General features: G+C 71.9%; 21 protein-coding genes and 1 pseudogene. 10 read left to right on the forward strand and 12 right to left on the reverse strand.

The window, feature by feature from the left end; genetic code table 11:
* The first annotated feature begins 40 nt into the window (after window positions 1–40).
* Together AB0N81_RS00100 and AB0N81_RS00105 are read left to right on the forward strand one after the other, a co-directional pair.
* Window positions 41–1843 carry a thiamine pyrophosphate-requiring protein gene (locus AB0N81_RS00100; protein WP_365354805.1) on the forward strand — a complete coding sequence of 601 codons (1803 nt, stop codon included), beginning with the start codon at window positions 41–43 and terminating at the stop codon, window positions 1841–1843.
* A 31-nt stretch (window positions 1844–1874) separates the two neighbouring features.
* Window positions 1875–2015 (forward strand): annotated as a pseudogene (locus AB0N81_RS00105) (VOC family protein); the annotation flags it as partial.
* 9 nt (window positions 2016–2024) lie between these two features.
* Here the strand turns inward: AB0N81_RS00105 and AB0N81_RS00110 are convergent.
* From AB0N81_RS00110 to AB0N81_RS00120, 3 genes are all read right to left on the reverse strand, one after another.
* Window positions 2025–2963: a hypothetical protein gene (locus tag AB0N81_RS00110; protein WP_365354238.1), complete on the reverse strand. Its 939-nt coding sequence runs from the start codon at window positions 2961–2963 to the stop codon at window positions 2025–2027.
* A gap of 40 nt (window positions 2964–3003) precedes the next feature.
* A complete protein-coding gene (locus tag AB0N81_RS00115) occupies window positions 3004–3825 on the reverse strand; it encodes a MerR family transcriptional regulator (RefSeq protein WP_365354240.1) in 822 nt (273 codons plus the stop codon).
* Window positions 3826–3940: 115 nt separating this feature from the next.
* Entirely contained in the window at window positions 3941–4393 is a 453-nt protein-coding gene (locus tag AB0N81_RS00120) for an SRPBCC family protein (protein ID WP_365354241.1), read from the reverse strand.
* A 165-nt stretch (window positions 4394–4558) separates the two neighbouring features.
* Here AB0N81_RS00120 and AB0N81_RS00125 point away from each other — a divergent pair, with 165 nt between their 5' ends.
* Entirely contained in the window at window positions 4559–5893 is a 1335-nt protein-coding gene (locus AB0N81_RS00125; RefSeq protein ID WP_365354806.1) for a phosphatase PAP2 family protein, read from the forward strand.
* Window position 5894: 1 nt separating this feature from the next.
* Here the strand turns inward: AB0N81_RS00125 and AB0N81_RS00130 are convergent, their stop codons facing one another.
* Genes AB0N81_RS00130 through AB0N81_RS00140 form a run of 3 tightly spaced genes read right to left on the reverse strand, consistent with a single transcriptional unit; the run spans window position 5895 to window position 9273 of the window.
* On the reverse strand, window positions 5895–6953 hold the full coding sequence (locus AB0N81_RS00130) for an LCP family protein (RefSeq protein WP_365354243.1): 1059 nt from the start codon (window positions 6951–6953) through the stop codon (window positions 5895–5897).
* On the reverse strand, window positions 6950–9046 hold the full coding sequence (locus AB0N81_RS00135; RefSeq protein WP_365354244.1) for a bifunctional polysaccharide deacetylase/glycosyltransferase family 2 protein: 2097 nt from the start codon (window positions 9044–9046) through the stop codon (window positions 6950–6952). The genes AB0N81_RS00130 and AB0N81_RS00135 overlap by 4 nt, the downstream gene beginning before the upstream one ends.
* Window positions 9043–9273, reverse strand: coding sequence for a hypothetical protein (locus tag AB0N81_RS00140; protein ID WP_365354246.1), 231 nt, complete (start codon window positions 9271–9273; stop codon window positions 9043–9045). The genes AB0N81_RS00135 and AB0N81_RS00140 overlap by 4 nt, the downstream gene beginning before the upstream one ends.
* Before the next feature lie 252 nt (window positions 9274–9525).
* On the opposite strand from AB0N81_RS00140, the gene AB0N81_RS00145 reads away from it, so the two are divergent.
* The 5 genes from AB0N81_RS00145 (at window position 9526) to AB0N81_RS00165 (ending at window position 13223) form a co-directional block, all read left to right on the forward strand.
* Window positions 9526–10446, forward strand: a complete 921-nt coding sequence (locus AB0N81_RS00145) for a DUF72 domain-containing protein (RefSeq protein ID WP_365354248.1) — start codon at window positions 9526–9528, stop codon at window positions 10444–10446.
* 267 nt (window positions 10447–10713) lie between these two features.
* Window positions 10714–11694 (forward strand): YihY/virulence factor BrkB family protein, encoded by a 981-nt coding sequence (locus tag AB0N81_RS00150; protein ID WP_365354249.1) that lies wholly within the window; start codon window positions 10714–10716, stop codon window positions 11692–11694.
* Window positions 11694–12188, forward strand: a complete 495-nt coding sequence (locus AB0N81_RS00155) for a hemerythrin domain-containing protein (protein ID WP_365354251.1) — start codon at window positions 11694–11696, stop codon at window positions 12186–12188. Before AB0N81_RS00150 ends, AB0N81_RS00155 begins: the two co-directional genes overlap by 1 nt.
* Window positions 12189–12216: 28 nt before the next feature.
* Window positions 12217–12609 (forward strand): DUF2267 domain-containing protein, encoded by a 393-nt coding sequence (locus tag AB0N81_RS00160; RefSeq protein WP_365354252.1) that lies wholly within the window; start codon window positions 12217–12219, stop codon window positions 12607–12609.
* Between the two features lie 56 nt (window positions 12610–12665).
* On the forward strand, window positions 12666–13223 hold the full coding sequence (locus tag AB0N81_RS00165) for a VanZ family protein (protein ID WP_365354253.1): 558 nt from the start codon (window positions 12666–12668) through the stop codon (window positions 13221–13223).
* Window positions 13224–13257: 34 nt separating this feature from the next.
* On the opposite strand, the gene AB0N81_RS00170 is transcribed toward AB0N81_RS00165, so the two are convergent.
* Both AB0N81_RS00170 and AB0N81_RS00175 read right to left on the reverse strand, forming a co-directional pair.
* Window positions 13258–13668 (reverse strand): STAS domain-containing protein, encoded by a 411-nt coding sequence (locus AB0N81_RS00170; protein WP_365354255.1) that lies wholly within the window; start codon window positions 13666–13668, stop codon window positions 13258–13260.
* Window positions 13669–13851: 183 nt separating this feature from the next.
* On the reverse strand, window positions 13852–14442 hold the full coding sequence (locus tag AB0N81_RS00175; RefSeq protein ID WP_365354256.1) for a TetR/AcrR family transcriptional regulator: 591 nt from the start codon (window positions 14440–14442) through the stop codon (window positions 13852–13854).
* Window positions 14443–14620: 178 nt separating this feature from the next.
* On the opposite strand from AB0N81_RS00175, the gene AB0N81_RS00180 reads away from it, so the two are divergent.
* The gene (locus AB0N81_RS00180) at window positions 14621–15724 is read left to right on the forward strand and encodes an agmatine deiminase family protein (protein ID WP_365354808.1); all 1104 of its coding nucleotides are present in this window, start codon (window positions 14621–14623) and stop codon (window positions 15722–15724) included.
* A gap of 5 nt (window positions 15725–15729) precedes the next feature.
* Here AB0N81_RS00180 and AB0N81_RS00185 read toward each other — a convergent pair whose 3' ends face one another.
* Window positions 15730–17220, reverse strand: coding sequence for a SulP family inorganic anion transporter (locus AB0N81_RS00185; RefSeq protein WP_365354809.1), 1491 nt, complete (start codon window positions 17218–17220; stop codon window positions 15730–15732).
* 271 nt (window positions 17221–17491) lie between these two features.
* Here AB0N81_RS00185 and AB0N81_RS00190 point away from each other — a divergent pair, with 271 nt between their 5' ends.
* Window positions 17492–17890 carry a MerR family transcriptional regulator gene (locus AB0N81_RS00190; protein ID WP_365354257.1) on the forward strand — a complete coding sequence of 133 codons (399 nt, stop codon included), beginning with the start codon at window positions 17492–17494 and terminating at the stop codon, window positions 17888–17890.
* On the opposite strand, the gene AB0N81_RS00195 is transcribed toward AB0N81_RS00190, so the two are convergent.
* From AB0N81_RS00195 to AB0N81_RS00205, 3 genes are read right to left on the reverse strand one after another with little or no spacing between them, the layout of a single operon-like run.
* Window positions 17887–19950 (reverse strand): iron ABC transporter permease, encoded by a 2064-nt coding sequence (locus AB0N81_RS00195; protein WP_365354259.1) that lies wholly within the window; start codon window positions 19948–19950, stop codon window positions 17887–17889. The two genes, AB0N81_RS00190 and AB0N81_RS00195, sit on opposite strands and share 4 nt — an antisense overlap.
* A gap of 50 nt (window positions 19951–20000) precedes the next feature.
* Window positions 20001–20981, reverse strand: coding sequence for an iron-siderophore ABC transporter substrate-binding protein (locus tag AB0N81_RS00200; protein WP_365354260.1), 981 nt, complete (start codon window positions 20979–20981; stop codon window positions 20001–20003).
* Window positions 20978–21838 (reverse strand): ABC transporter ATP-binding protein, encoded by an 861-nt coding sequence (locus AB0N81_RS00205; RefSeq protein WP_365354262.1) that lies wholly within the window; start codon window positions 21836–21838, stop codon window positions 20978–20980. The genes AB0N81_RS00200 and AB0N81_RS00205 overlap by 4 nt, the downstream gene beginning before the upstream one ends.
* Window positions 21839–21891 lie beyond the last annotated feature (53 nt).

Here is a 21891-nt window from a genome sequence, read left to right on the forward strand (position 1 = left end):
ACCGCCAGCACGAAAACGGAGAGTCGAGCCGATGGCCAGCATGAAAGTGTCCGATCACATCCTCAAGCGGCTGCGCGAATGGGAGGTGGACCACGTGTTCGCGTACGCCGGCGACGGGATCAACGGTCTGCTCGCCGCGTGGGGCCGGGCGGACAACAAGCCGAAGTTCGTGCAGGCGCGACACGAGGAGATGGCGGCCTTCCAGGCGGTGGGCTACGCCAAGTTCTCCGGCAAGGTGGGCGTCTGCGCGGCCACCTCGGGGCCGGGGGCGATCCACCTGCTCAACGGGCTCTACGACGCGAAGCTCGACCACGTCCCCGTGGTGGCGCTGATCGGACAGACGAACCGCAGCGCCATGGGCGGCTCGTACCAGCAGGAAGTGGATCTGCAGAACCTGTACAAGGACGTGGCCTCGGACTTCTGCGAGACCGCGATGGTCCCCGAGCAGCTGCCGAACCTGATCGACCGGGCGATGCGCACCGCGTACGCCAAGCGCACGGTCACCGCGGTCATCGTGCCCGCCGACGTCCAGGAGCTGGAGTACAGCCCGCCGACGCACGATTTCAAGATGGTGCCCTCGAGCCTCGGCATGGGCCGGTACGCGCCGGTGCCCGCGGACGCGGATCTGGAGCGGGCGGCGGAGGTCCTGAACGCCGGCGAGAAGGTCGCCGTCCTCATCGGCCAGGGGGCCCGTGGTGCCCGCGGCGAGGTCGAGCGGCTCGCGGACGTGCTCGGCGCGGGGGTCGCCAAGGCGCTCCTCGGCAAGGACGCGCTGCCCGACGACCTGCCGTACGTGACCGGTTCCATCGGGCTGCTGGGCACCCGGCCGTCGTACGAGCTGATGCAGGAGTGCGACACCCTGCTGGTGATCGGCTCCAGCTTCCCCTACTCGCAGTTCCTGCCGGAGCTCGACCAGGCGCGGGCGGTGCAGATCGACATCGATCCGCACATGATCGGGCTGCGGTATCCCTTCGAGGTGAACCTGGTGGGCGACGCGCGCGAGACGCTGCAACGCCTGCTGCCGCGGCTGCACCGCAAGGAGAACCGCAAGTGGCGCGAGGGCGTCGAGAAGAACGTCGCCCGCTGGTGGGAGGTGATGCAGCGCCGTGCCGCCGTGTCCGCCGACCCCATCAACCCCGAGTACGTGGTGCACGCCCTGGACAGCAGGCTGCCCGACGACGTCATCCTCTCCGCCGACTCCGGCTCCGCCGCCAACTGGTACGCCCGCCACCTGCGGCTGCGCGGCAACATGCGCGGCTCCCTGTCCGGCACGCTGGCGACGATGGGGCCCGGTGTGCCGTACGCCATCGGGGCGAAGTTCGCCCACCCGGACCGTCCCGCCATCGCCATCGTCGGCGACGGCGCCATGCAGATGAACGGCATGATGGAAATGGTGACCGCGGCCAAGTACTGGCGCGAGTGGTCCGACCCGCGCCTGATCGTGGCCGTGCTCAACAACGGCGACCTCAACCAGGTCACCTGGGAGATGCGGGCGATGTCCGGCGCGCCCCAGTTCGAGGAGTCGCAGCACCTGCCCGACCTTCCCTACGCCGACATGGCGCGGTCCATGGGGCTGGAAGGCGTACGGGTGGAGAAGCCGAAGCACGTCGAGGCGGCCTGGGACCAGGCACTCGCCGCCGACCGGCCCTTCGTCATCGACTTCCGCACCGACCCGGCCGTCCCGCCGATCCCGCCGCACGCCTCGCTGGACCAGATCGAAGCCGCCGCCTCCGCCATCCTCAAGGGCGACAGCGACAGCGCCTCCGTGATCAAGCAGGGGTTCAAGGCCAAGGTGCAGGAGTTCCTGCCCGGGACCCGGCACCGCGGCGACGCCGACGCTTAAGGCCCTCGGCTGGGTCGTCGTGCACTCCTCCGACGACCAGGACGCCGAGGTGGCCCGCCTGGTCGCTCACGGCGCGCGGCGCGTCGACATCGGTCGGGGCGACCAGTCGTGGGTCGTACAGGCGCGCCCCGAGAGCAACGAGTTCTGTGTCCTCGGCCGGCGGCATCAGTGACGCTCCCTCTCACTCCAGGGCGCGGATCTCCGACGTGAGCGCGGTGCGCAACCGCTCGTAGGTCGGGGCGAGTCGGCGGAGCCGGCCGGCGAGGGTGTGGTCGTCGCGGGTGACCAGCGGGTGCTGGAGGCCACCGATCAGCCGGGACTGTCCGGCGGCGACCGCCGCCGCGCCGGTGAGGCCGAGCGACTCCAGGCAGTGTGCGGCGTCGTTGACGCGGCGCGCGCCGACCCGGACGGCGAAGTGGGCCATGAACCCGCGCGTCCGCTCGTCGAGTCCGCCGTCCGCCCGTGCGGCCAGGGCCTCCACACCGGCGGCCCCGCCGAGCGTCCCCGGCGGCACGGGCCGGCCCCCGCGGCCCGCGAGCCGGCGTTCCGCGTCGGGCAGGGAACGCCGCAGCGCCTCCTCCTGCGTGACCTGCCGCTCCTGGACGAAGTCCGCGCGCATCACGTAAGGGGCGTCGATGTAGTCGACCGCCTTCGCCTCCCACGCGATGAGGAAGTCCGCCACGGGCAGCGTCGCGTACGGGTGGCCGTGCGGGTCGTGGAAGACCACCGTGCCGCCGTCCACCTCCAGCACGACCACGAAGTGGTCGCCGCCGTCGTCGGTGGGGGTGCCCGGCTGGTGGAGCAGCAGACCCATGTCGACGGGGCCGACCAGGACGGGTCCGCGGGCGGACGCCTCGCGCAGCCGGTCCTCGGCCTCCTCCGGCGTGCCTCCGGCGGTCCGCTCACAGCGGGTGCCGAGCAGGGTCAGGGCCGCGTCCAAGCCGAGGTCGGGGTCCCAGCCGTAGGGGTCGAACAGCGGCAGGGTGCCGCCGATCAGCTGGAAGCCGAACGGCGAACCGGTCAGCACCTCGATGACCGCGGCGGACGGGGCCGTCCCGCCGAGCACCATGGCCAGGGAGTGGGCATAGCAGTACGGGCCGGAGCCCGCGTAGTACGTCATGGCCGTCGTCCTCTCCGGGGTCTGTCGGGTCCGCGGCCTGTCAGGTGGTGGTGACGGGCTCGATGGGCTGCTGAAGTTCCGTGACCCACGCCGCGGGGTCTTCGGGGCAGTCCAGGGTGACTTCGCGGGCGAGCCCGAGGGGGCGGTGGGCGTGCGCGTCGATCCACTGGTCGAGCGCCTGCGCGGTGGCCAGGACGCCGTCCATCGGACCGTGGTGGATGACCGTGGCCGCCAGCGGGACGCCGGGGACCTCCACGGTCGGCAGGCCGCCCGCCCCTCCGGTCACCGGTATCGCGGCCCGCACGGTGACCGGGTCCTCGCCGGGTTCCTGCTCGTAGCGGGCGATGCCCGGTCCCGCCGGGGTGACGCCCGCCTCGTCGAGGCGGCGGCACAGTTCGGCGAAGAGCGGGCCGACGACCGGCCCGATGTCCTGTGGCTCGAAGGTCGCCGCGGTGGCGGTCAGCTCGACCACCCGGACAGGAGGCAGGGAAGTGACGACGACGTCGTCCGCAGGCATGGTGCCCTCGCTCTCGATCGACCGGAGCCTCGCCTCGACCCGCGCCATCCGTGCCGCCGCCTCCGCCGCGGCCGACCGTAGTTCCGCCCGGCGCAGCCGCAGCATGCCGCGGAGCTCCTCGGTGCCGATCTCCTCGTCGAGGATCGACCGGACCTGGTCCAGGGTGAAGCCCAGGTCCTTGAGGGCGATGACGCGGTTGAGCCGGGCGAGCTGGGCGGCCTCGTAGTAGCGGTAGCCGGTGGACGGGTCGACACGGGCCGGGCGCAGCAGCCCGACCGCGTCGTAGTGGCGCAGCATGCGGACCGACACGCGGCCGTGTCCGGCGAAGTCTCCGATGGTGAACATCACTCCCCCAGTGCAGGCCCTGACACGGTGGGAGAGTCAAGCACGAAGGCCCGGACCGAGCGGTCCGGGCCTTCCTGTTGCTGCCTGGGGGCAGGCTCCTCGTGCGTGCCTGGGGTCAGACTTCGCCGCGCCAGGCGCCGGTCTCCACGCCGTCGCGCTTCTCGATGAACCGCTTGAACCGGCCCAGGTCGCCGGTGACCTGCCGCTTGACGAAGCCGAGCTTGTCACCGACCGTCTCGGCCAGGCCGTCGGGGTCGAAGTGCATCTGCAGCATGACCTTGGTACGCGATTCGTCCAGGCGGTGGAAGGTGACGACGCCGGCCTGCTTGGCCTGCCCATCCACCGTGGTCCACGCGACGCGCTCGTCCGGGATCTGCTCGGTGATCGCGGCGTCGAACTCGCGCTCCACGCCGTCGACCTTCGTCACCCAGTGGGTGAGTGTGTCGGTGCGCTGTTCGATCCGCTGCACACCCTCCATGAACTCGGGGAACGTCTCGAACTGGGTCCACTGGTTGTACGCGGCGCTGACCGGCACGTCGACTTCCACGGACTCTTCGACTTGCGACACGGTTGACACCCTTCCTCGACTTTTCCTTTCCGTCCCTGCGAGTGCCCAGGACCTCCGCCTTCACTCCCGCCCTCAAATCGTCAAATAGACAATGGCTATAGTTCGTGAGTGTTTTCACGAATAGACCGCGGGACCGAGTCCGCCGCGTGGCGGAGGCCACGGACGATCCTGTGGGCCGCGGCGGGCGCGGTGGCGCTCGGCTTCCTCATCGCGCTGGAGATCGCCGCCCGGCACTACGGAGGCGTACCGGGGCCGATCACCAACCAGGTGCGGGAGGTGGCCCTGCCGCCCAAGCCGGGGCCGCTGTACGGCGGGCTGGCGCTGATGATGGTGGTGCTCACCTGGCGGCAGCGGTTCATCGCGGCAGGTGTCGCGATCGGCGTCGACGCCGTCTTCGTGCTGGTGCGGTGGGCGGTCGACGCCGACGTGCCCGAAGGCCAGTTCTTCGGCAACGGCGCGCTCTGGGCGATGCTGGGCTGCGCGGTCTTCGCGCTCACGCGCCGCACCGGCCGGGAACGTGTCCTGCTCCTGAAGGGCGTCGGGCTCGGGCTGCTCCTGGTCGCCGGCCGCAAGACCGGTGACACCTGGCTGCTGATCACGGCGAAGACCCGCCCGACGGTCCTCGACCCGTACGTGGCCGTCGCCGACCACGCCCTGGGCAACCCGTCGTGGGTGGCGGGCCGGCTCCTCGACGCCAGTGGTCCGGTCGTCCGGCATGTGACCGACCTCGTCTACGCCCAGCTCGCGGTCGCGGCGGTCGTCGTGGCCCTGTACCAGCTGCGCAACGTGGCCGCCGACGGCCGCTTCCCGCGCCACCACCTGGTGCGCACCTTCCTGCTGATCGGCCTCGTCGGGCCCGCCTTCTACATGCTCTTCCCGGTGGTCGGGCCGATCTTCGCCTACGGCCCCGGCACCTCCGGCACCGGCGGTCTCCAGTGGGCGGTGGCGGACCTGTGGCCGCACACACCGCCGCAGATCGCCGCCCCGCACCCGGTGCCGTACGACGGGATCACCCCGCGCAACTGCATGCCCAGCCTGCACACCGCCTGGGCCACCGCGATCTTCATCCACTCCCGCAAGGGGCCGCGCCTGCTGCGGTACGCGGGCACCTTCTGGCTGGTCGCGACGCTCAGCGCGACGCTCGGCTTCGGCTATCACTACGGCGTGGACCTCATCGCCGGTGTGGTCTTCTCGCTCACCGTCGAGGCGGGCCTGCGCACGTTCGACCGCGGCTGGGACCGGTCCGGTGTCCGCCTCGTCGCGTACGGCACCGCCGTCTTCACCGCGCTCCTCGTCTCGTACCGCTACCTGCCGGTGGAGATGGCCGAACACCCGTGGGCGTCCGGGCCACTCGTCGTGCTGGCGTTGGTCTCGGTGATCCACCTCTACCTGCGGACCACCCGGGTGTGGGACGCGGAGCCCGAGCCGGTGCGGCTGCCACGGCAGGCGGAACCGCAGCCGGAGTCCCGGCCCCAGCCGCCGGCGCCCGAGCTCGTGTGAGTCACCCGGCGGGCGGCCGGTCGTGGCGCAGCTCGTCGAAGAGCCGGGCCGACCGCTCGGGGTCCCACTTCAGTACGTTGCCCTTGGGCGTGGGGACGCCGATGCCGGACACGGGCACGTTGAGCCGCCTGCCGTGGCCGCCCGAGACGCTCCGCACGGCGCGGAACATCCCGCTGAGGTCGCGCAGGCTCATGTCCTTGTCGACGATGAGCGTGTCGAGTCCGGCCTGCGCGGCCGGGCCGATCTCCAGGGGGTCGAAGAGGGTGCCGGGCCGGGCGGCCTGCCGGGCGAGGGCCGCAAGGAACTTCTGCTGGTTCTTCGAGCGGCCCAGATCGCCCTCCTGTTCCTGGTGCCGCTGGCGGACGAAGGCGAGCGCCTGCCTGCCGTCGAGGGTCTGACAGCCCTTGCGCAGGTCGGCGCCCGACTTCTCGTCCTTGATGTCGCGGTCGAGGCACATGCGGACGCCGCCGATGGCGTCGACGATGTTCACGAATCCGGCGAAGCCGATCTCCGCGTAGTGGTCGACGCGCAGCCCGGTGTTCCTCTCGACGGTGTGCACGAGGAGTTCGGGGCCGCCGTAGGCGAACGCGGCGTTCAGTTTGTCCCCCTCGGGCCGCCTGGTCTTGCCCGTCGTCGGGTCGAGGCGGCCGGGCACGGTGACCCAGGAGTCGCGCGGCAGGCTGACCATGCTGGTGCCGTGGGCCCCGGTGTGCAGCAGCATCATCGAGTCGGTGCGCCGCCCGCCTCCACCGCCGGCGTGCAGGTCCGTCACGTCGTCCTCGGAGAGCCCGTCGCGGCTGTCGGAGCCCACGATGAGGTAGTTGGTGCCCTCGCCGGGCGGCGGACGGTCGCCGTACGCGCCGAGGTCGACGTCGCGCCGGAGCCGGGTCTCGGCCCAGCCGTAGGTGCCGCCCGCCGCGACGGCCACGGCGGTCAGCAGGACGAGTACGGCCCGCCGCAGTCTCCTGTGCTTCTTCGGCCGGCGTGCGTGGGCCCGCCGGGGCCCGTAGCGGGAGCTGGGGCGTTCGGCGAACCGCTCGCGCCCGACGGGTTCCGTCATGGTCGACTCCCTTGCAGGCTCCGCCGCGGCTCTTCCCGCGGCGCTTCGGGCAGATACGGGTCGGCGGTTCCGGCGCGCTTCATGCTGTGCCACTTGAGGCGGGTGCCGAGCAGCGCCGTGGCCACGGAGTGGATGACCACCAGGTACATCAGCTGCCGGTAGACGAACTGCTGGAGCGGCAGCGCCCACAGCACGCGCAGCCGTTCGCGGTCGAGCCGCAGCGCGTACGCGGCGGTGACCAGCTGCACGGAGAGGAACCCGAACCAGACGAGGGCGGCCTCCACGGGGTCGCGGAACACCGCCCCGAACAGGGCGAACATGTCCACGACCGGTGCGCACAGCGGGAGGACGATCTGGAACAGCGTGACGTATAGCATGACGCGACGGCCGAAGCGTCCGGCGGGGCCGACCTCCACGGCCGCGTGCCGGTGCTTCCACATCGCCTGGAGGGTGCCGTAGCACCAGCGGTAGCGCTGGCGCCACAACTGCCGCACGGTGGTGGGCACTTCGGTCCAGGCGACCGCCGACTCCTCGTAGACGACGCGCCAGCCGGCCCGCCAGAGCGCCATCGTGAGGTCGGTGTCCTCGGCCAGCGTCTCGTCGCTGACGCCGCCGACGCCCATCAGGGCGTCCCTGCGGAACGCGCCGATCGCCCCGGGCACGGTCGGCATGCACTCCAGGACCTCGAACATCCGCCGGTCGAGGTTGAAGCCGAGTACGTACTCCAGGTGCTGCCACTTGCCGAGCAGGCGGCGCCGGTTGCCGACCTTGGTGTTGCCGCTGACGGCGCCGACGGCCGGGTGGGCGAGCGGCTGGACGAGCCGGGCCAGCGCCTCGGGTTCGAAGACGGTGTCCGCGTCGACCATCACGACGATGTCGTACCGTGCGTGCGCCAGGCCGGTGTTGAGGGCGCTGGGCTTGCCGCCGTTGGGCTGCCGGACGACGGTGACCCGCGGGTCGTCGATGTCCTCGGCGATGTCGGCGGTGGCGTCGGTCGAGCCGTCGTCGATGACGATGATCTGGAAGTGCGGATAGGTGGAGGCCAGCAGCGAGTACACGGTGGAGGCGATGCCCGCCTCCTCGTTGTACGCGGGCACCAGGACGCTCACCGGGTCCCGCACCTCCCGCAGCCGCGGCGCGCCGGGCCGGTACCGGTGCAGCCTGCGCACGTGGAGCCGGGCGAACAGCGCGAACAGGAGCATCCGCAGGACGCCGAGCGCTCCCGCGAGGGTCAGCGTCCACACCATCACGGTGAGGAAGGCACGGCCGAGCCGCTGCGACCGGAGCAGGCCCTCGCCCTTGATCTCCTGGGCGACCGGGACCTGGTCGACGAAGGAGGGGCGTCCGAGGCCACCACTGATGGTGGTGAACCGTTTCGCGCCGCGGTCCCGCAGCAGGTCCCGGGCCTCGTGGTAGCCGAGATCGGTCTGGCTGTGCTGTGTCACCACCCCTTGCCGGGGCTCGCGAGCCTTGTGGTCCGACGCGACCACGAGGTATCCCTGCGCGGCCGCGCGCCGGGCGGCCGGCCACTGCGGGCCGCAGAGCGTGTCCGCGGCGGTGGTGTGCGGCAGCCGCAGCAAGGTGGTGCTGATGCCGGCCGCGCCCGCGAGCGCGGTCTGGGTGAGCGACAGTTCGAGGCGTGCGCGCAGCGGTGAGGCGACGCCGAGGTCGCCGCCGCTGTAGGTGTACGAGCCGATCTCGTGTCCCTCGTACAGGATGCGGCGCAGCAGCCGCGGGTGCCGGGCCGCGTCCTTCCCGTGGACGAAGAAGGTGGCCCGCGCGTCGTGCCTGCGCAGCAGGTCGAGGAGGCGCGGCGTCCAGACGGGGTCGGGTCCGCCGTCGAAGGTGAGCGCGACGGTGCCCGGTGGCATGGCCGCGGTGGTGACTCCCTTCGGGCCGAACCGCAGCAGCGGCTTCCCGTCGTCCGCCTCGCGCGGGATCGGCCGGGTGCACGGCGGTTTGGTGCGCGCCGCGTCGACCTGGTAGGTCGTCCAGCCCTCGAAGAGGAGGGTGACGGCGACCACCAGCAGGGCGAGCAGGAGTACGAGCCAGTGTCCGCGCGGCGGGCGGCGGACAGCGGCGCGCCGGCTCACTGCCCGGGGGCTCCGGCCGGTGGTGCGGATCTGCCGGTGGGCGCCTCGCCGTTGTCCGGGCCGGAGGGCGCCGCTCCGCCCGTACTCGGCGGGTGCGTGCCGACGGGCTGCCGCAATCCGCTGACCAGCGCGCCGGCGAACAGCAGATATCCGAGGCAGACGCAGCCCACGACCACGGCGAGGACCTGCAGTGCCCGCCTGCGGTGGCCCGACTCGTCGATGAACACGGGGCCTTGGGGTACGACGGCATGGGGCTGCCGCGGTGCCGCCCGCGTCCCGCGGGCAGGCGGTATGGACGACCGTCGCCCGTCGTGCGGTGTGCCGGCTATGTGGGGGGTGCCCTGCACTGGTGCTCCTGATCTGCGGCCGCGCGAACGCGGCTCTTTGTATGTGGGGGTCCCCGACCCTACTCGGGGACCCGTATGGCTCGGCAACAGGCCACTTCGCGTGGGCACCCGGCCGATGGGTACCGGGCTCCTATGGGCAACATCCTTGTGGGCACTTGTTCGTGGACCGATCCGGCGCTGGTGCGCAGCGGCTGGTATCCGCGCGGGCGGCGGGACGCGGCGGGGCGGTTGCGGTACTACGCCGAGCGGTTTCCCGTCGTCGAGGTCGACTCGACGTACTACGCGCTGCCCGGCGAGCGCAACAGCCGGCTCTGGGTGGAGCGGACGCCGGCCGGCTTCACGTTCGACGTGAAGGCGTTCTCGCTGCTCACCGGGCACCCCACCGCCCGTCGCGCCCTGCCCGCCGACTGGCCCGTCGGGCTGCCCCCCGACAGCCGGAACCCGGCGGCCCTGGACGAGGCGTGGGCGCGGTTCACCCACGGGGTCGAGCCGTTGCGGCGGGCCGGGCGGCTGGGCAGCGTACTGTTCCAGTTCCCTCCGTGGCTGCGGCCCGGCGAGCGTGCCGAGGAGTTCCTCGCGTCGACCGCGCGGCGGACCCGGGGGTGGCCGGTGGCGGTGGAGTTCAGGCATCCCGACTGGTGGCGCGGGGAGAACGCCGAGGCCACCCGTGCGCTCCTGGCGGGCTACGGCATGGCGGCCGTCGCCGTCGACATGAACCAGTCGCTGCCGTCCGCCCTGCCGCCGTACGCACCGGTCACCCGGCCCCGGCTGTCCGTCGTGCGGTTCCACGGCCGCAGTGCCGCGTGGGGGCGCGGGAGCAAGGAGGACCGCTTCCGGTACGCGTACGCCGACGACGAACTCGCCGAGTGGCTGCCCCGGTTGCGTACGCTCGCCGAGCGGGCCGAGCGCGTCCACGTCCTGTTCAACAACTGCTGCGCCGACGCGGCCGTGCGGGCCGCCGGGACGATGACCCGCCTGCTGGGAGCCGACGCGCTCGCCTCCGCGTCCGCGCCGTCCGATGCATCCGATACATCCGCGACGTCCGCGCCATGAGCGGCCGGGGTACAGAGCACCGGCCGTCATGGGATAAGATCACTATCGCCTCCTCGCGCCGGACTTCCGGCTCGAAGGACCGGCGTTGGTCGTCCAAGGAAAGACGCCCCGCTTCCTGCGGGGAAATGCAGGTGCAAGGCCTGCCCAGCGCTCAAGAGAAGCCCTGGACTCCGCATGTGGGAGTCCGGGGCTTCCGTCTTGCCCGGGCCCCGGAGAGAACGGAAGGCGGCAGTCCCGCCGCCGACACGCAAGAAAGAGCGGCCCCGCATGGACACTTCCCGTTCCAGTTCACCGCCCCCGCCCGGCAGCCGCTCCCACGCCCCGTCGTCGTGGGCCCCGCGCCGCAGCGCCCTGCGTCGCGTCCCCGTGTCGATGTGGAACGACGACCTGTCGGACTGGGCGGCGGCGTTGACGTACTACGCGATCCTCGCCCTGCTCCCCGCGCTGCTCGTCACCGTCAGCCTCATCAGTCTGGTCAGTCCCGGCACGACCCAGGCGCTCATCGCCGAGGTCACCGACTGGGCGCCCGCGGAATCGGGCCCCTCCCTGCACGCGGCGCTCACCGAGATGGCGGAGGCGCGGTCCGCGGCCGTCACGGTGGTGATCGCCGGTGGGGTCAGCGCGCTCTGGTCCGCCTCCAGTTACGCGGCCGTGTTCCGGCGGGCGCTGCACGCGATGCACGGCGTCGCGGACGCCCGGCCCACCCTGCGCAAGGCGCACCGCGTGCTCATGACCGCGCTGACGCTGCTCGCCCTGCTGGTCGCCAGCGCGCTGCTGCTCGTCCTCACCGGCCCGCTCGCCGAGAACGTGGGGCGGCGCGTCGGTCTGGGTGACGCGGGGCAGACCGCCTGGGCCGTCCTGAAGTGGCCGGCCCTGGTCTGCCTGGTGCTGCTGCTCGTCCTCGTCCTCTTCCGCAACGCTCCACCGGAGGCCCGCGGCTGGCGCCACATTCTGCCCGGCGGGCTGCTCTCCGCGCTGCTGTGGCTGCTCTCATCCGGCCTGTTCACGCTGTACGCGACCGTCTTCGGCACGTACGGCAAGCTCTACGGCTCCCTCGCGGGCGTCGTCGTCTTCCTCGTGTGGCTGTGGGTGTCCAACCTCGCTCTGCTCGCCGGGGCGCAGTACACCGTGGAGGTGGAGCGCGCACGCCTCGCACGGGAAGACATGTCACTCCCCGCCCGCACATCACGCATCAGGTCGCCCGGTCCGGGTAACGGAGCCAGAACGGACCAGAGAGGCAGGCACTGATGTCACCATCTCAGGACGTGGTCGGGCTGATCCTCAAGGACCACCGGATCGCGGGAGATCTGCTCCGTCAGATGCGCAGCGGCACGGAGACCGTACGCTCCCACGCGCTGCACGAGTTCGCGGATCTCTACGTCGCCCATGTGCGGGCCGAGGAGTTCGAGGTCTACCCCGAACTGACCCGCTACGAAGGCATCGACCAGGACGTCATCGAACGCGGTGTCGTCGCGCACGAGGAGGGCGCGGAGGCGCTGCTCGACCTCATCGAGGCGCATGCGGGCGCCCCCCACACCTGGGACGACAGACTCGACGAGCTCGTCACGTCGGTGACCGAGTACACGCAGGAGACGGAGGGGACGCTCCTCGTGGACACCCGCGAGAGCGTCACGCGGGCGCGGCGGGTCCGGCTGGGCGCCGCTTTCGCCGAGGAGCGCTGCCGGCAGTTGCGGGCGTGCTGCGGCGACCTCGACAACGTACGCCGCTTCGTGAGCGGTTGACCACCACGTGGGCCGAGAGGGGCTCAGCATGGAAACATCCCTGGAGGCGCTGCTGGACCAGGTGCGGGAGCGCGGGGGCTTCACCAGCCGTCAGCAGGCGGCCGGAGCCATGGAGAACGTGCTCGTCGTCCTGGGCGGTCATCTGGTGGGCGACGACCGCACCGATCTGGCCCGGCTGCTGCCCGCCGAGTGCGGGACGCTGCTGGCCGACGCGGAGCCGGCCAGTGAGCCGCTGCCGCCCGCAGGGTTCGTCGACGCGGTGGCCGCAAGGACGGGTGAGGACACCGCAGGGGCGCGGCGCTCCGTCACCGCCGTGCTCGGCATTCTCGCGGGGGCCGCGGACGACGCGCTGCTGCGCCGCATCCTCACCCAGCTGCCGCCGGGTCACGCGGGCCTGTTCGGCCGCACGGAACCGACCTGAGCACGACTTTCCCATGAGGCCGGAACGCCAGAGGGCCATGAGGCCAGGAGGCACTGATGGCACGGAGAGACCGTTCGAAGAGGACCGGCCCGCGAGCCGGTGACACCGATCAACGCGCGGCGCCCCTGCGGCCGATGGCGCGGGCGGTGACCATGCTGGTGGCCTTCGCCGCCATGGTCGCGTTCGCCGTGGTGCTCGCCCGGCTGACGCTGGAGCCGTCCGCGGGTTCCGAGGCGCTGACCCACAGCAACTTCACGCCGGGCGACTCCATCGACGACTATCTCGCGCAGCCCGCCTTCCGTGACACCGTCAAGCAGCTCGGCGGGAACATCCTGCTGGGCGTGCCGTTCGGGCTGCTGCTGCCCGTGGTGCTCCCCCGCACCCGCGGGTTCGTGCGGGTGGGGCTGGCCACGGCGGTGACCATGGTGCTCGTCGAGCTGGCGCAGGGCGCGTTCGTGACGGGGCGCACCTTCGACATCGACGATGTCATCCTCAACACGGCCGGGGCCCTGCTGGGTTACCTCGTCCTGGGGCGCCGGCTGGGACGGGCCGTGCATCCTCGCCGACGGCACTGGTGGCACCGGTTCACGCGGCGGGACGCGGCGGACGCCTGATCCGGGGGCGGTGCCCCGCGGGGGCGGCTCCGCGTCACTCCGCGAGGCGGCCCATGCCCAGGCAGTGCAGCGTGGCCGCGGAGCGGGGGCAGGCGCCTCGTACGGCGAGGGAGCCCTCCACCGCCTTGAGGGCCCGCAGCGTCCCGAGGAAGACGCCCGCGCCCTCCCGTGCCAGGTAGGTGACCTCGGACAGGTCGACGATCAGATGACGGCAGCCGTCCTGGACCAGGGTGCGCAGCTGCGCCGCGAGCGAGTCGGCTTCGCGTGCGGTGATCTCGCCCCGCAGCGACACCCGGACCAGGCAGTCGGCGACGACCACCTTCGCGATGCCCGCGCGCCGCAGTCTGCGCGCCGTGCCCGGGTGCGGCAGGCGGAGCTTCCTGCGGGGGTGCCGCGTTGCCACTGCGGCCGGGGCGGGGGCGGGAGCGTGATCGTGAGCATGCACGGGAGCAGACCTTCCGGCGGTACGCCGCCTGTCGGCCGAGGCGGGCCGAGAGGTACTTCCGCGAAGCACTTCTTCGGATGCTTCGCTTACTTCTTTCATACGTCTATACCACGTCTGATCAGGCGTGGCCAGAGGTACGGGTGGGAATCGCACCCCCGTACGCCCCGTACGGAGGCACTTGCGTCATTGGTCTACACCACCACTCAGGAGCGCGAGCTCGGCACGGAGGGCGTCGCGCATGAGGTCGCGTGCGTGGTCGAGCCGCAGTCCGCCGCTGAGCCAGCGCATGCTGAGGCCCTCCAGGAGGGCGGTGAGGCGTTCGGCGGCCCCGGTGAGGGCGGGGGCCGGAGCCGTCGGCCGCACCTGGCCGATGAGGGCGGCCACCTCCTGCACCCAGACCAGGGTCGCCCTGGCGAGGTCCTCGCGCAGCACCTCGTCGAAGACGGCACTCGCCCGCAGCTCGCCCCAGGCGGAGCTGTTCTCCCGGACCTCCGGGGTGTCCTGAAGCTCCAGGAGGAGGATCTCCTCCAGCTCTTCCCGCGGCGTGAGCGGTGCGGCGTCCGCGTCGCGGGCGGTCGTGTAGCGCTCGGCGCGGGCGTTGATGAACTCCAGCGTGTGACGCAGGATGCCGGTGCGGTCCTTGAAGTGGTAGTAGATGAGCCCGGTCGAGACGTTCGCCTCGGCGGCGAGCTCTTCGACGCGCAGGCCGCGGACGCCACGGCGGGCGATGAGCCGTGCGGCGGCTTCGAGGATCTGGGTGGTGCGGGGCGCCATGGCTCGGAACCCTATCGGCCCGCCCCACGCCTTCAGGCCCCGGCCCGCCCACCTCTTTGACTGAATTTTCAGTCCGTGTCAGAGTCGGCTTCGAAGGCCCACCGCCCCATGACCGGAGCTCACCGTGCCCCCTCGCCTCCCGCCCCGCCACCTGCCGCCCCGCCGCTCGGCACTGCGCATGCTCGCCGGAATCGGCGCCACCGCCCTCGGCGCCTCGGCCTGCGGCCCCGACGAGGGAGAGGAAGACGGCGGCGAGGACGCGGCGGACCGGACGCCCCGCACGGGAGCGGAGTGGGAGAGCCACGCGCGCACCTTCATGTCGTGGCCCGCGCTGGACTCCGTGTGGGGCGAGGACCTGCGCCGCGTACGCGAGGATGTCGCCCGGGTGGCCCGTGCCGTCGCGGAGTACGAGCACGTCGTGATGATGGCCGGGCCCGAGCAGCTGGCCGCCGCGCGAAAGGCGTGCGGGCGCGGCGTCGAGGTCGTTCCGCTGCCCGTCGACGACCTGTGGGCCCGCGACACGGTGCCGGTGTTCGTGGAGGACGGCGGCAAAGTGACCGGCGTCGACCTCAACTTCAACGGGTGGGGCGGCAAACAGGAGCACACCCGCGACGCCCGGGTGGGCCGCGCACTCCTGGCGGAGTACGGCATTCCCCGCAGGGAGGCGCCCCTGACCGCCGAGGGCGGGTCACTGGAGACGGACGGCGAGGGCACGCTGCTCGTCACCGAGAGCTCGGTCGTCAACGACAACCGGAACCCCTGGAAGAGCCGGGACCGGATCGAGGCCGAGCTCAAACGGACCCTGGGGATCAGGAAGGTGGTCTGGCTGGCCGGAGTGCGCGGCCAGGACATCACCGACGCGCACGTGGACAGCCTCGTGCGGTTCACGGCGCCGGGCGTGGTGCTCCTGGACACGGCGCACCCCGACACGCCCGCCGACGTGTGGTCACGCGCGGCCGATCAGGCGAGGGCCGTGCTGAGCGAGGCGACGGACGCCGGGGGCAGGCCCTTCCAGGTCGTCGACCTGCCCCAGCCCGACCTGTCGCGGATCACGGGCGAGGGCGACGACTTCGTGTCGACGTACGCCAACTTCTACGTCGCCAACGACTCCGTGTTCATGCCCCGCTTCGGCGACCGCAGGGCCGACAGCCGCGCCCGGAGCATCCTGCGGGAGCACTTCCCCGGGCGTGATGTCGTGCCGGTCCGGATCGACGCCATCGCCGCCGGTGGCGGCGGCATCCACTGCGCCACGCACGACCAGCCGGGCAGACCGGCCGGCTGACCGCGTCAGTGGCCCCCGGTGAGTTCGCCGCTGAGCTTCTCGTGGATCTCCGCACTCGGCCGGTTGAGACCGATGATCTCGACGGTCTTGCCGCGCTGCCCGTACTTGGCGGTGACGGCGTCGAGCGCGGCGACCGTGGAGGCGTCCCAGATGTGGGCGGACGAGAGGTCGATGACGATCCGGTCCGGGTCGCCCGCGTAGTCGAACCGCGTGACCAGGTCGTTCGACGAGGCGAAGAACAGCTCGCCGGTCACGGAGTAGACCACGCCGGTGCCGTCGGGGTCGGTGACGGAAGTGACGTCGGCGTGGTGGGCGACGCGCCTGGCGAAGATCACCATGGCGGTGACGGAGCCGACGACGACACCGACGGCGAGGTTGTGGGTGGCGACCACGCAGGCCACGGTGATGACCATGACGGCGATCTCGCCTGCCGGCATCCGCCTGAGCGTCTTCGGGGCGATGGAGTGCCAGTCGAACGTCGCGAAGCACACCATCACCATCACGGCGACCAGCGCGGCCATCGGGATGTCGGAGACGACCGGGCCGAAGACGATGCACAGCACCATCAGGAACGAGCCCGCGAGGAACGTGGAGAGACGGGTGCGGGCCCCGGACACCTTCACGTTGATCATCGTCTGGCCGATCATGGCGCAGCCGCCCATGCCGCCGAAGAAGCCGGTGACGATGTTGGCGATGCCCTGGCCGATGGACTCGCGGGTCTTGGAGGAGTGGGTGTCGGTGATGTCGTCGACCAGCTTGGCCGTCATCAGGGACTCCATCAGGCCGACCAGCGCCATGGCGAGCGCGTAGGGGGCGATGGTGGTCAGGGTGTCCATCGTGAAGGGCACGTCGGGCAGGCCGGGGACCGGCAGCGAGGAGGGCAGCTCACCCTTGTCGCCGACGGTCGGCACGGCGATCCCCGCGGCGACCGTGATCGCGGTGAGGACGGTGATCGACACGAGCGGTGCCGGGATCACCGTGGTGACCTTCGGGAAGAACACCATGAGCGCGAGACCGCCGATGAGCAGCGGGTAGACGGGCCAGGGCACGTCGTGCATCTCGGGCACCTGGGCCGTGAAGATCAGGATGGCGAGGGCGTTGACGAAGCCGACCATCACGCTGCGCGGCACGAACCGCATCAGCTTCGCGACGCCGAGCGCGCCGAGCGCGATCTGGATGACGCCCGCCAGGATGACGGCGGCGACGAGGTAGCCGAGGCCGTGCTCGCGGTTGAGCGGGGCGATCACCAGGGCGACGGCGCCGGTCGCGGCGGAGATCATCGCGCGGCGGCCGCCGACGATCGAGATCGTGACGGCCATGGTGAAGGACGCGAACAGGCCGATCGCGGGATCGACCCCGGCGATGATCGAGAACGAGATCGCCTCGGGGATCAGCGCCAGGGCGACGACGAGGCCGCCCAGGATCTCGGTGCGCCACACCTTCGGGTCGGACAGCCAGTCGGGCTTCAGACCGCGCAGCCGTGCGGCCGGGGACAGTGCGGAGGTGGACAAGAGTGGGTACCTGTCATGCTCGGGCACGCCCGGTGTCGTGGGGGCGTGCGGAAGGCGTCGGAGACCGGGCGGCCGTCCGCGAAGCCCACGGGCTGCGGGCCGCGGCGCGGGGAGCGGCAGGCGCACGCCCTCTCCCGCGGACATCGGTCTTCGCAGGGGGCGGCGCGGGGCCCGCCCCAAGGATCACCTACTCTACCCTAACGTTAGGGTAGAGATGGCTGCGGCCCCCGCCGTCAGGATTCAGGAAGGCTCCCGCGTGAGCAGCGAGCACATGCAGATCGGCGAGGTCGCCGCACGGACCGAGCTGTCGCTGCGCACCATCCGGCACTACGAGGAGACGGGCCTCGTCATCCCCTCGGCCCGGTCGCAGGGCGGTTTCCGCCTCTACACCGAGGGCGACGTCGCCCGCCTGATGGTCATCCGCCGCATGAAGCCGCTGGGTTTCACCCTCGATCAGATGCGGGACCTGCTGGCGGCCACCGACCGGCTCGACGCGTCCCCGGCGCCGGAGGGCGCCGAGCGCGAGGAACTCCTGGATCGCGTACGGCACTTCGAGCAGGCCGCCGTGGACCGGGTGGCGGATCTGCGGACGCAGCTGGCGCGGGCCGAGGAGTTCGCCGGCACGCTGCGCGAACGCCTCGACGCCCTCCCCTAACGACTGCGTACGAGCAGATAGAGGAAGTACGGCGTGCCGATCACGGCCGTCATGAGCCCGGCACCGAGCTGCGCCGGTGCGATCACCGTGCGGCCCACCAGGTCGGCGGTGCACACCAGCACGGCCCCGAGCAGCATCGCGACCGGCACCACACGCACGTGCCGGCGGCCGACGAGGGCGCGGGCCGCGTGCGGCGCGACGAGTCCGACGAAGCCGATCGTGCCCGCCGCGGCCACGGCGGTGGCGCTCAGCAGGACGCTGAGGACGAGGAAGCCGAGGCGGGCGCGGCCCGGACGCAGGCCGAGCAGCTTCGGGGTGTCCTCGTCCAGCGACACGAGGTCCAGTTCGCCGCGTCGTACGACCGTGACGGCCAGGCCCACGGCGAGGACGGCCGCGAGGGGCACCACGTCGGGCAGGGTGCGTCCGTAGGTCGATCCCGCGAGCCAGGTCAGCGCCTTCGTCGCGTTGAACGGGTCGGTGAGGATGATGAGCAGGCTGATGACGGCCGCCGCCCCGGTGGCGACGCCGAATCCGACGAGGACCAGCCGGTTCTGCTGGAATCCGCCCTTCGCCGCGAGACCGAACACGAGGACCGCGCTGACCGCGGCGCCCGCGAACGCGCCGGCGGCGATGCTCCACGACCCGGCCATGGGCACCGTCGTCACGAGGATGACGGCGCCCACCGCGGCACCGTTCGTCACGCCCAGGATGCCGGGGTCGGCGAGGGGGTTGCGGGTCACGGCCTGGATGAGTGTCCCTGCGAGGGCGAGCGCCGCGCCCGCGAGGAGGGCGGCGAGGACGCGGGGCAGCCGGGTGTCGAGGACGAAGGAGACGGTCTGGCCCGCCCTGCCCTGCGCCCAGTTGACCACGTCGCCGAGCAGCAGCTTGCTGTCCCCGATGAGGACGGCGGCGATGGTCAGGCCGACGAGTACGAGCACGAGGACGGCCGTCGTGGTGACGAAGACGGCGCGGCTGCGGATGCGCAGCCTGTCGGGCGGGGCGGCGCCCGCCGAGTCCCGGACCCGCGCGGCCATGACGATGAGGAAGAGGGCGCCGACGAGGCTGGTGACGACGCCCGTCGGCACGGCGACCGCCAGGTCCGAAGGCACCACGGCGCGCAGCAGCACGTCGGAGCCGAGCACCAGGGCCGCACCCGCGAGGCCCGCGAACGGCAGCCGCGCCCGCGACCGCGTGAACGCGCGGAACCTGCGGGCGAGCGGGCGGACGAGGGCGGGGGCGCACAGGCCGACGAAGCCGATGGGTCCGGCGAGGGTGACGGCGGACGTGGAGAGCAGCGCGGCGAGCACGACGGCGATGACGCGGGTGGCGCGGACGGGGACACCGACACCGCGTGCGGCGTCGTCGCCGAGTGCCAGGACGTCGACCCTGCGGGCGAGCAGCACCAGACCGACGAGGCCGACGACACCGATGGGCGCCATCTGCAGCACGCCGTCGAAGCCGTTCTGCGCGACGCTGCCCTGGTTCCACTTGTAGAGGCCTTCCGTCTCCCGCGGGAACAACAGGAGGAGGCCCTCGGTGACGGCGGTGAGGCCGAACGTGAGGGCGCTGCCCGCGAGGACGAGCCGCACGGTGCCCGCGCCCAGGCCGGAGAGGCCGAGGACGACGGCCGCCGCCGCGAGTCCGCCGACGAACGCGACGCCGGAGGAGGCGAGGAGCGGCAGCGAGATGCCGGTGGCGGCGGCGAGACCGAGGGCGAGGTAGGAGCCGGCGTTGACGGCGAGGGTGTCGGGCGAGGCGAGGACGTTGCGGCTGATGGCCTGGAGGGCGGCGCCCGCCGCGCCGAGCACGGCGCCGACGAGCAGCGCCGCCGTCATCCTCGGCAGCCGGGAGGCGATGACGACGGACGCGTCAGCGGTGTCGGCGCTGCCGGTGAGGGCCTTCCACACCTCGGACGGGCCGACGGCGGCCGTGCCTTGGGTGATGTCCACGACCGCGAGAGCGGCGACGATGAGGAGCAGTGCGGCCGTCACCGCGGCCGCGCCCGTGCGGGAGGCGGCTGTCGACGGACGGGCGGGCTGGGTGGTTGCGGTGACGGCCATGGCGTTGCTTCTCAGTGCCTTACTTCTTCAGGGCCTTACTTCTCGGGGCCTTACTTCTTCAGGGCCTTGACGACGGAGTCGACGTACTGGTTCATCGACTCGGGGCCGCCGAACATCCAGACGCCGTCGGGCAACCGGTGGACGTTGCCCTTCTTGACGAAGGGCAGCGACGTCCAGACCTTGTCCTTGGCCAGGGCGCCGGTGAACGGCGTGCTGCCCTTGTCCTCGTCGTTGCCGATGTAGGCGAACTCCACATCCTTGTCGAGCTCGGTGAGGCCCTCGACGTCGGTGGTGCCGAGGCCGTAGGCCTTGTCGCCCTTGACCTTCCAGTCGTTCTTCAGGCCGAGCTTCTCGTTGACGGCGCCGATGAGCGAGCCGCTGGTGTACGGCCGGATCGAGGTCTGGTTGCCGGTGACGTAGCCGTCGGCGAAGGCGTACTTCGTACCGGCGTGGCCGGCGGCGGCGAGCTTCTTCCTGCCGTCGGCGAGCTTCGCCTCGAAGTCCTTCTTGAGCTTCTCGGCCTGCTCCGTGGTGCCGGTGGCCTTGGCGAGGAGGTCGAGGTTCTCGGTCATCTGGCCGATGGGGTCCGCGGCGTCGGCGGGGCGCAGGTTCAGGACCGGGGCGATGTCGCGCAGCTGCTTCACGGCGGCGGCCGGCAGGTCGGTGGTGGCGATGATGAGGTCGGGCTTCAGGGACGCGATGGTGTCCATGCTCGGCTCGCCGCGCGTGCCGACGTCCTTGGGGTCGTTCTTCAGCGGGACGGCGGTGTCCCAGGTCTTGTAGCCCTTGACGTCGGCGACGCCGGTGGGGTCCACACCCAGGGATATGAGGCTCTCGACGGCGTTCCACTCGGTGCCGACGACCTTCTTGGCGGGCCCGTTCAGCTTCACCTTCGCGCCGGTGCCGTCGGTGAGGGTGAAGGATTCGGCGTTCTTCTTCGCGTCGTCGGCGGCGGGCTCGGTGGTGCCGCAGGAGGACAGGGCGAGGGCCGCGGCGGTGGCGGCCGCCGCGGTGAGGAGGAGGCGTCTCATGAGGTGGTGCTGAGCCTTTCGCTTCGCGAGTGGTGGCGGCCGATGGCGCGGGTGCGCAGGCGGCCGGTGAGGGGGTCGGGGTCGACTTCGATACGGATGCCGTACGTGTCGGTGAGCCGCTGCGACGTCAGTACGTCCGCGGGTTCGCCGTCCGCGACGACGCGTCCCGCGTCGAGCAGGAGGATCCGGTCGGCGACGGCCGCGGCCTGGTCGAGGTCGTGCAGGACGGCGCCGACGGCGATCCCGTGGTCGTCCGCCAGGTCCCGCATGAGGTCGAGGAGTTCGACCTGGTAGCGGAGGTCGAGGTGGTTCGTCGGCTCGTCGAGCAGGAGGACGCCGGTCTCCTGGGCGAGGCAGCCGGCGAGCCAGACGCGCTGGAGCTGCCCTCCGGACAGGTGCTCGGCGCCGCGTCCTGCGAGGTCGGAGACGCCCGTCAGGGCGAGCGCGCGGTCGACGGCGACCCGGCCGCCCGGGTCGGCCTTGCCCCAGCGGCCCCGGTGCGGGTAGCGGCCGAATTCGACCACGTCCCGGACGGTCAGTCCGCTGGGTGTGGGGCGGCCCTGGGTCAGCAGGGCGACGTGGCGGGAGAACTCCCGGGGGCTCAGGGCGAGGCCGTCGGTGTCGTCGTCGATGACGAGGGTGGCGGTCCGGGGCCGTTGCAGGCGCGCGAGTGTGCGCAGCAGGGTCGACTTGCCGCTGCCGTTCGGTCCCACCAGGACGGTCACGTCGCCCGGCCGCAGCGTCATCGAGGCGTCGTGGACGACGTCGACGCCTTCGTACGCCACGGTGACGCCCGTGGCCGACAGTTGATGACCCTGGGGGCGCGTGGCCGCGGCGGTCTCTTCACCTTCATGCACGCGGCAGAGGTTAGCCTAACCTAACCGGTTGGCGAAATGGGCCTCCAAGTATT

Source organism: Streptomyces sp. NPDC093510, assembly GCF_040683555.1.
Classification (GTDB): Bacteria; Actinomycetota; Actinomycetes; order Streptomycetales; family Streptomycetaceae; genus Streptomyces.

Excerpts from the sequence above, each read along its gene's own strand:
- AB0N81_RS00100 (WP_365354805.1), top strand. The coding sequence starts at position 41 with ATGAAAGTGTCCGATCACATCCTCAAGCGGCTGCGCGAATGGGAGGTG.
- AB0N81_RS00110 (WP_365354238.1), bottom strand. The coding sequence starts at position 2,963 with ATGACGTACTACGCGGGCTCCGGCCCGTACTGCTATGCCCACTCCCTG.
- AB0N81_RS00115 (WP_365354240.1), bottom strand. The coding sequence starts at position 3,825 with ATGTTCACCATCGGAGACTTCGCCGGACACGGCCGCGTGTCGGTCCGC.
- AB0N81_RS00130 (WP_365354243.1), bottom strand. The coding sequence starts at position 6,953 with ATGACGGAACCCGTCGGGCGCGAGCGGTTCGCCGAACGCCCCAGCTCC.
- AB0N81_RS00145 (WP_365354248.1), top strand. The coding sequence starts at position 9,526 with ATGGGCAACATCCTTGTGGGCACTTGTTCGTGGACCGATCCGGCGCTG.
- AB0N81_RS00150 (WP_365354249.1), top strand. The coding sequence starts at position 10,714 with ATGGACACTTCCCGTTCCAGTTCACCGCCCCCGCCCGGCAGCCGCTCC.
- AB0N81_RS00155 (WP_365354251.1), top strand. The coding sequence starts at position 11,694 with ATGTCACCATCTCAGGACGTGGTCGGGCTGATCCTCAAGGACCACCGG.
- AB0N81_RS00160 (WP_365354252.1), top strand. The coding sequence starts at position 12,217 with ATGGAAACATCCCTGGAGGCGCTGCTGGACCAGGTGCGGGAGCGCGGG.
- AB0N81_RS00165 (WP_365354253.1), top strand. The coding sequence starts at position 12,666 with ATGGCACGGAGAGACCGTTCGAAGAGGACCGGCCCGCGAGCCGGTGAC.
- AB0N81_RS00175 (WP_365354256.1), bottom strand. The coding sequence starts at position 14,442 with ATGGCGCCCCGCACCACCCAGATCCTCGAAGCCGCCGCACGGCTCATC.
- AB0N81_RS00180 (WP_365354808.1), top strand. The coding sequence starts at position 14,621 with ATGCTCGCCGGAATCGGCGCCACCGCCCTCGGCGCCTCGGCCTGCGGC.
- AB0N81_RS00195 (WP_365354259.1), bottom strand. The coding sequence starts at position 19,950 with ATGGCCGTCACCGCAACCACCCAGCCCGCCCGTCCGTCGACAGCCGCC.
- AB0N81_RS00200 (WP_365354260.1), bottom strand. The coding sequence starts at position 20,981 with ATGAGACGCCTCCTCCTCACCGCGGCGGCCGCCACCGCCGCGGCCCTC.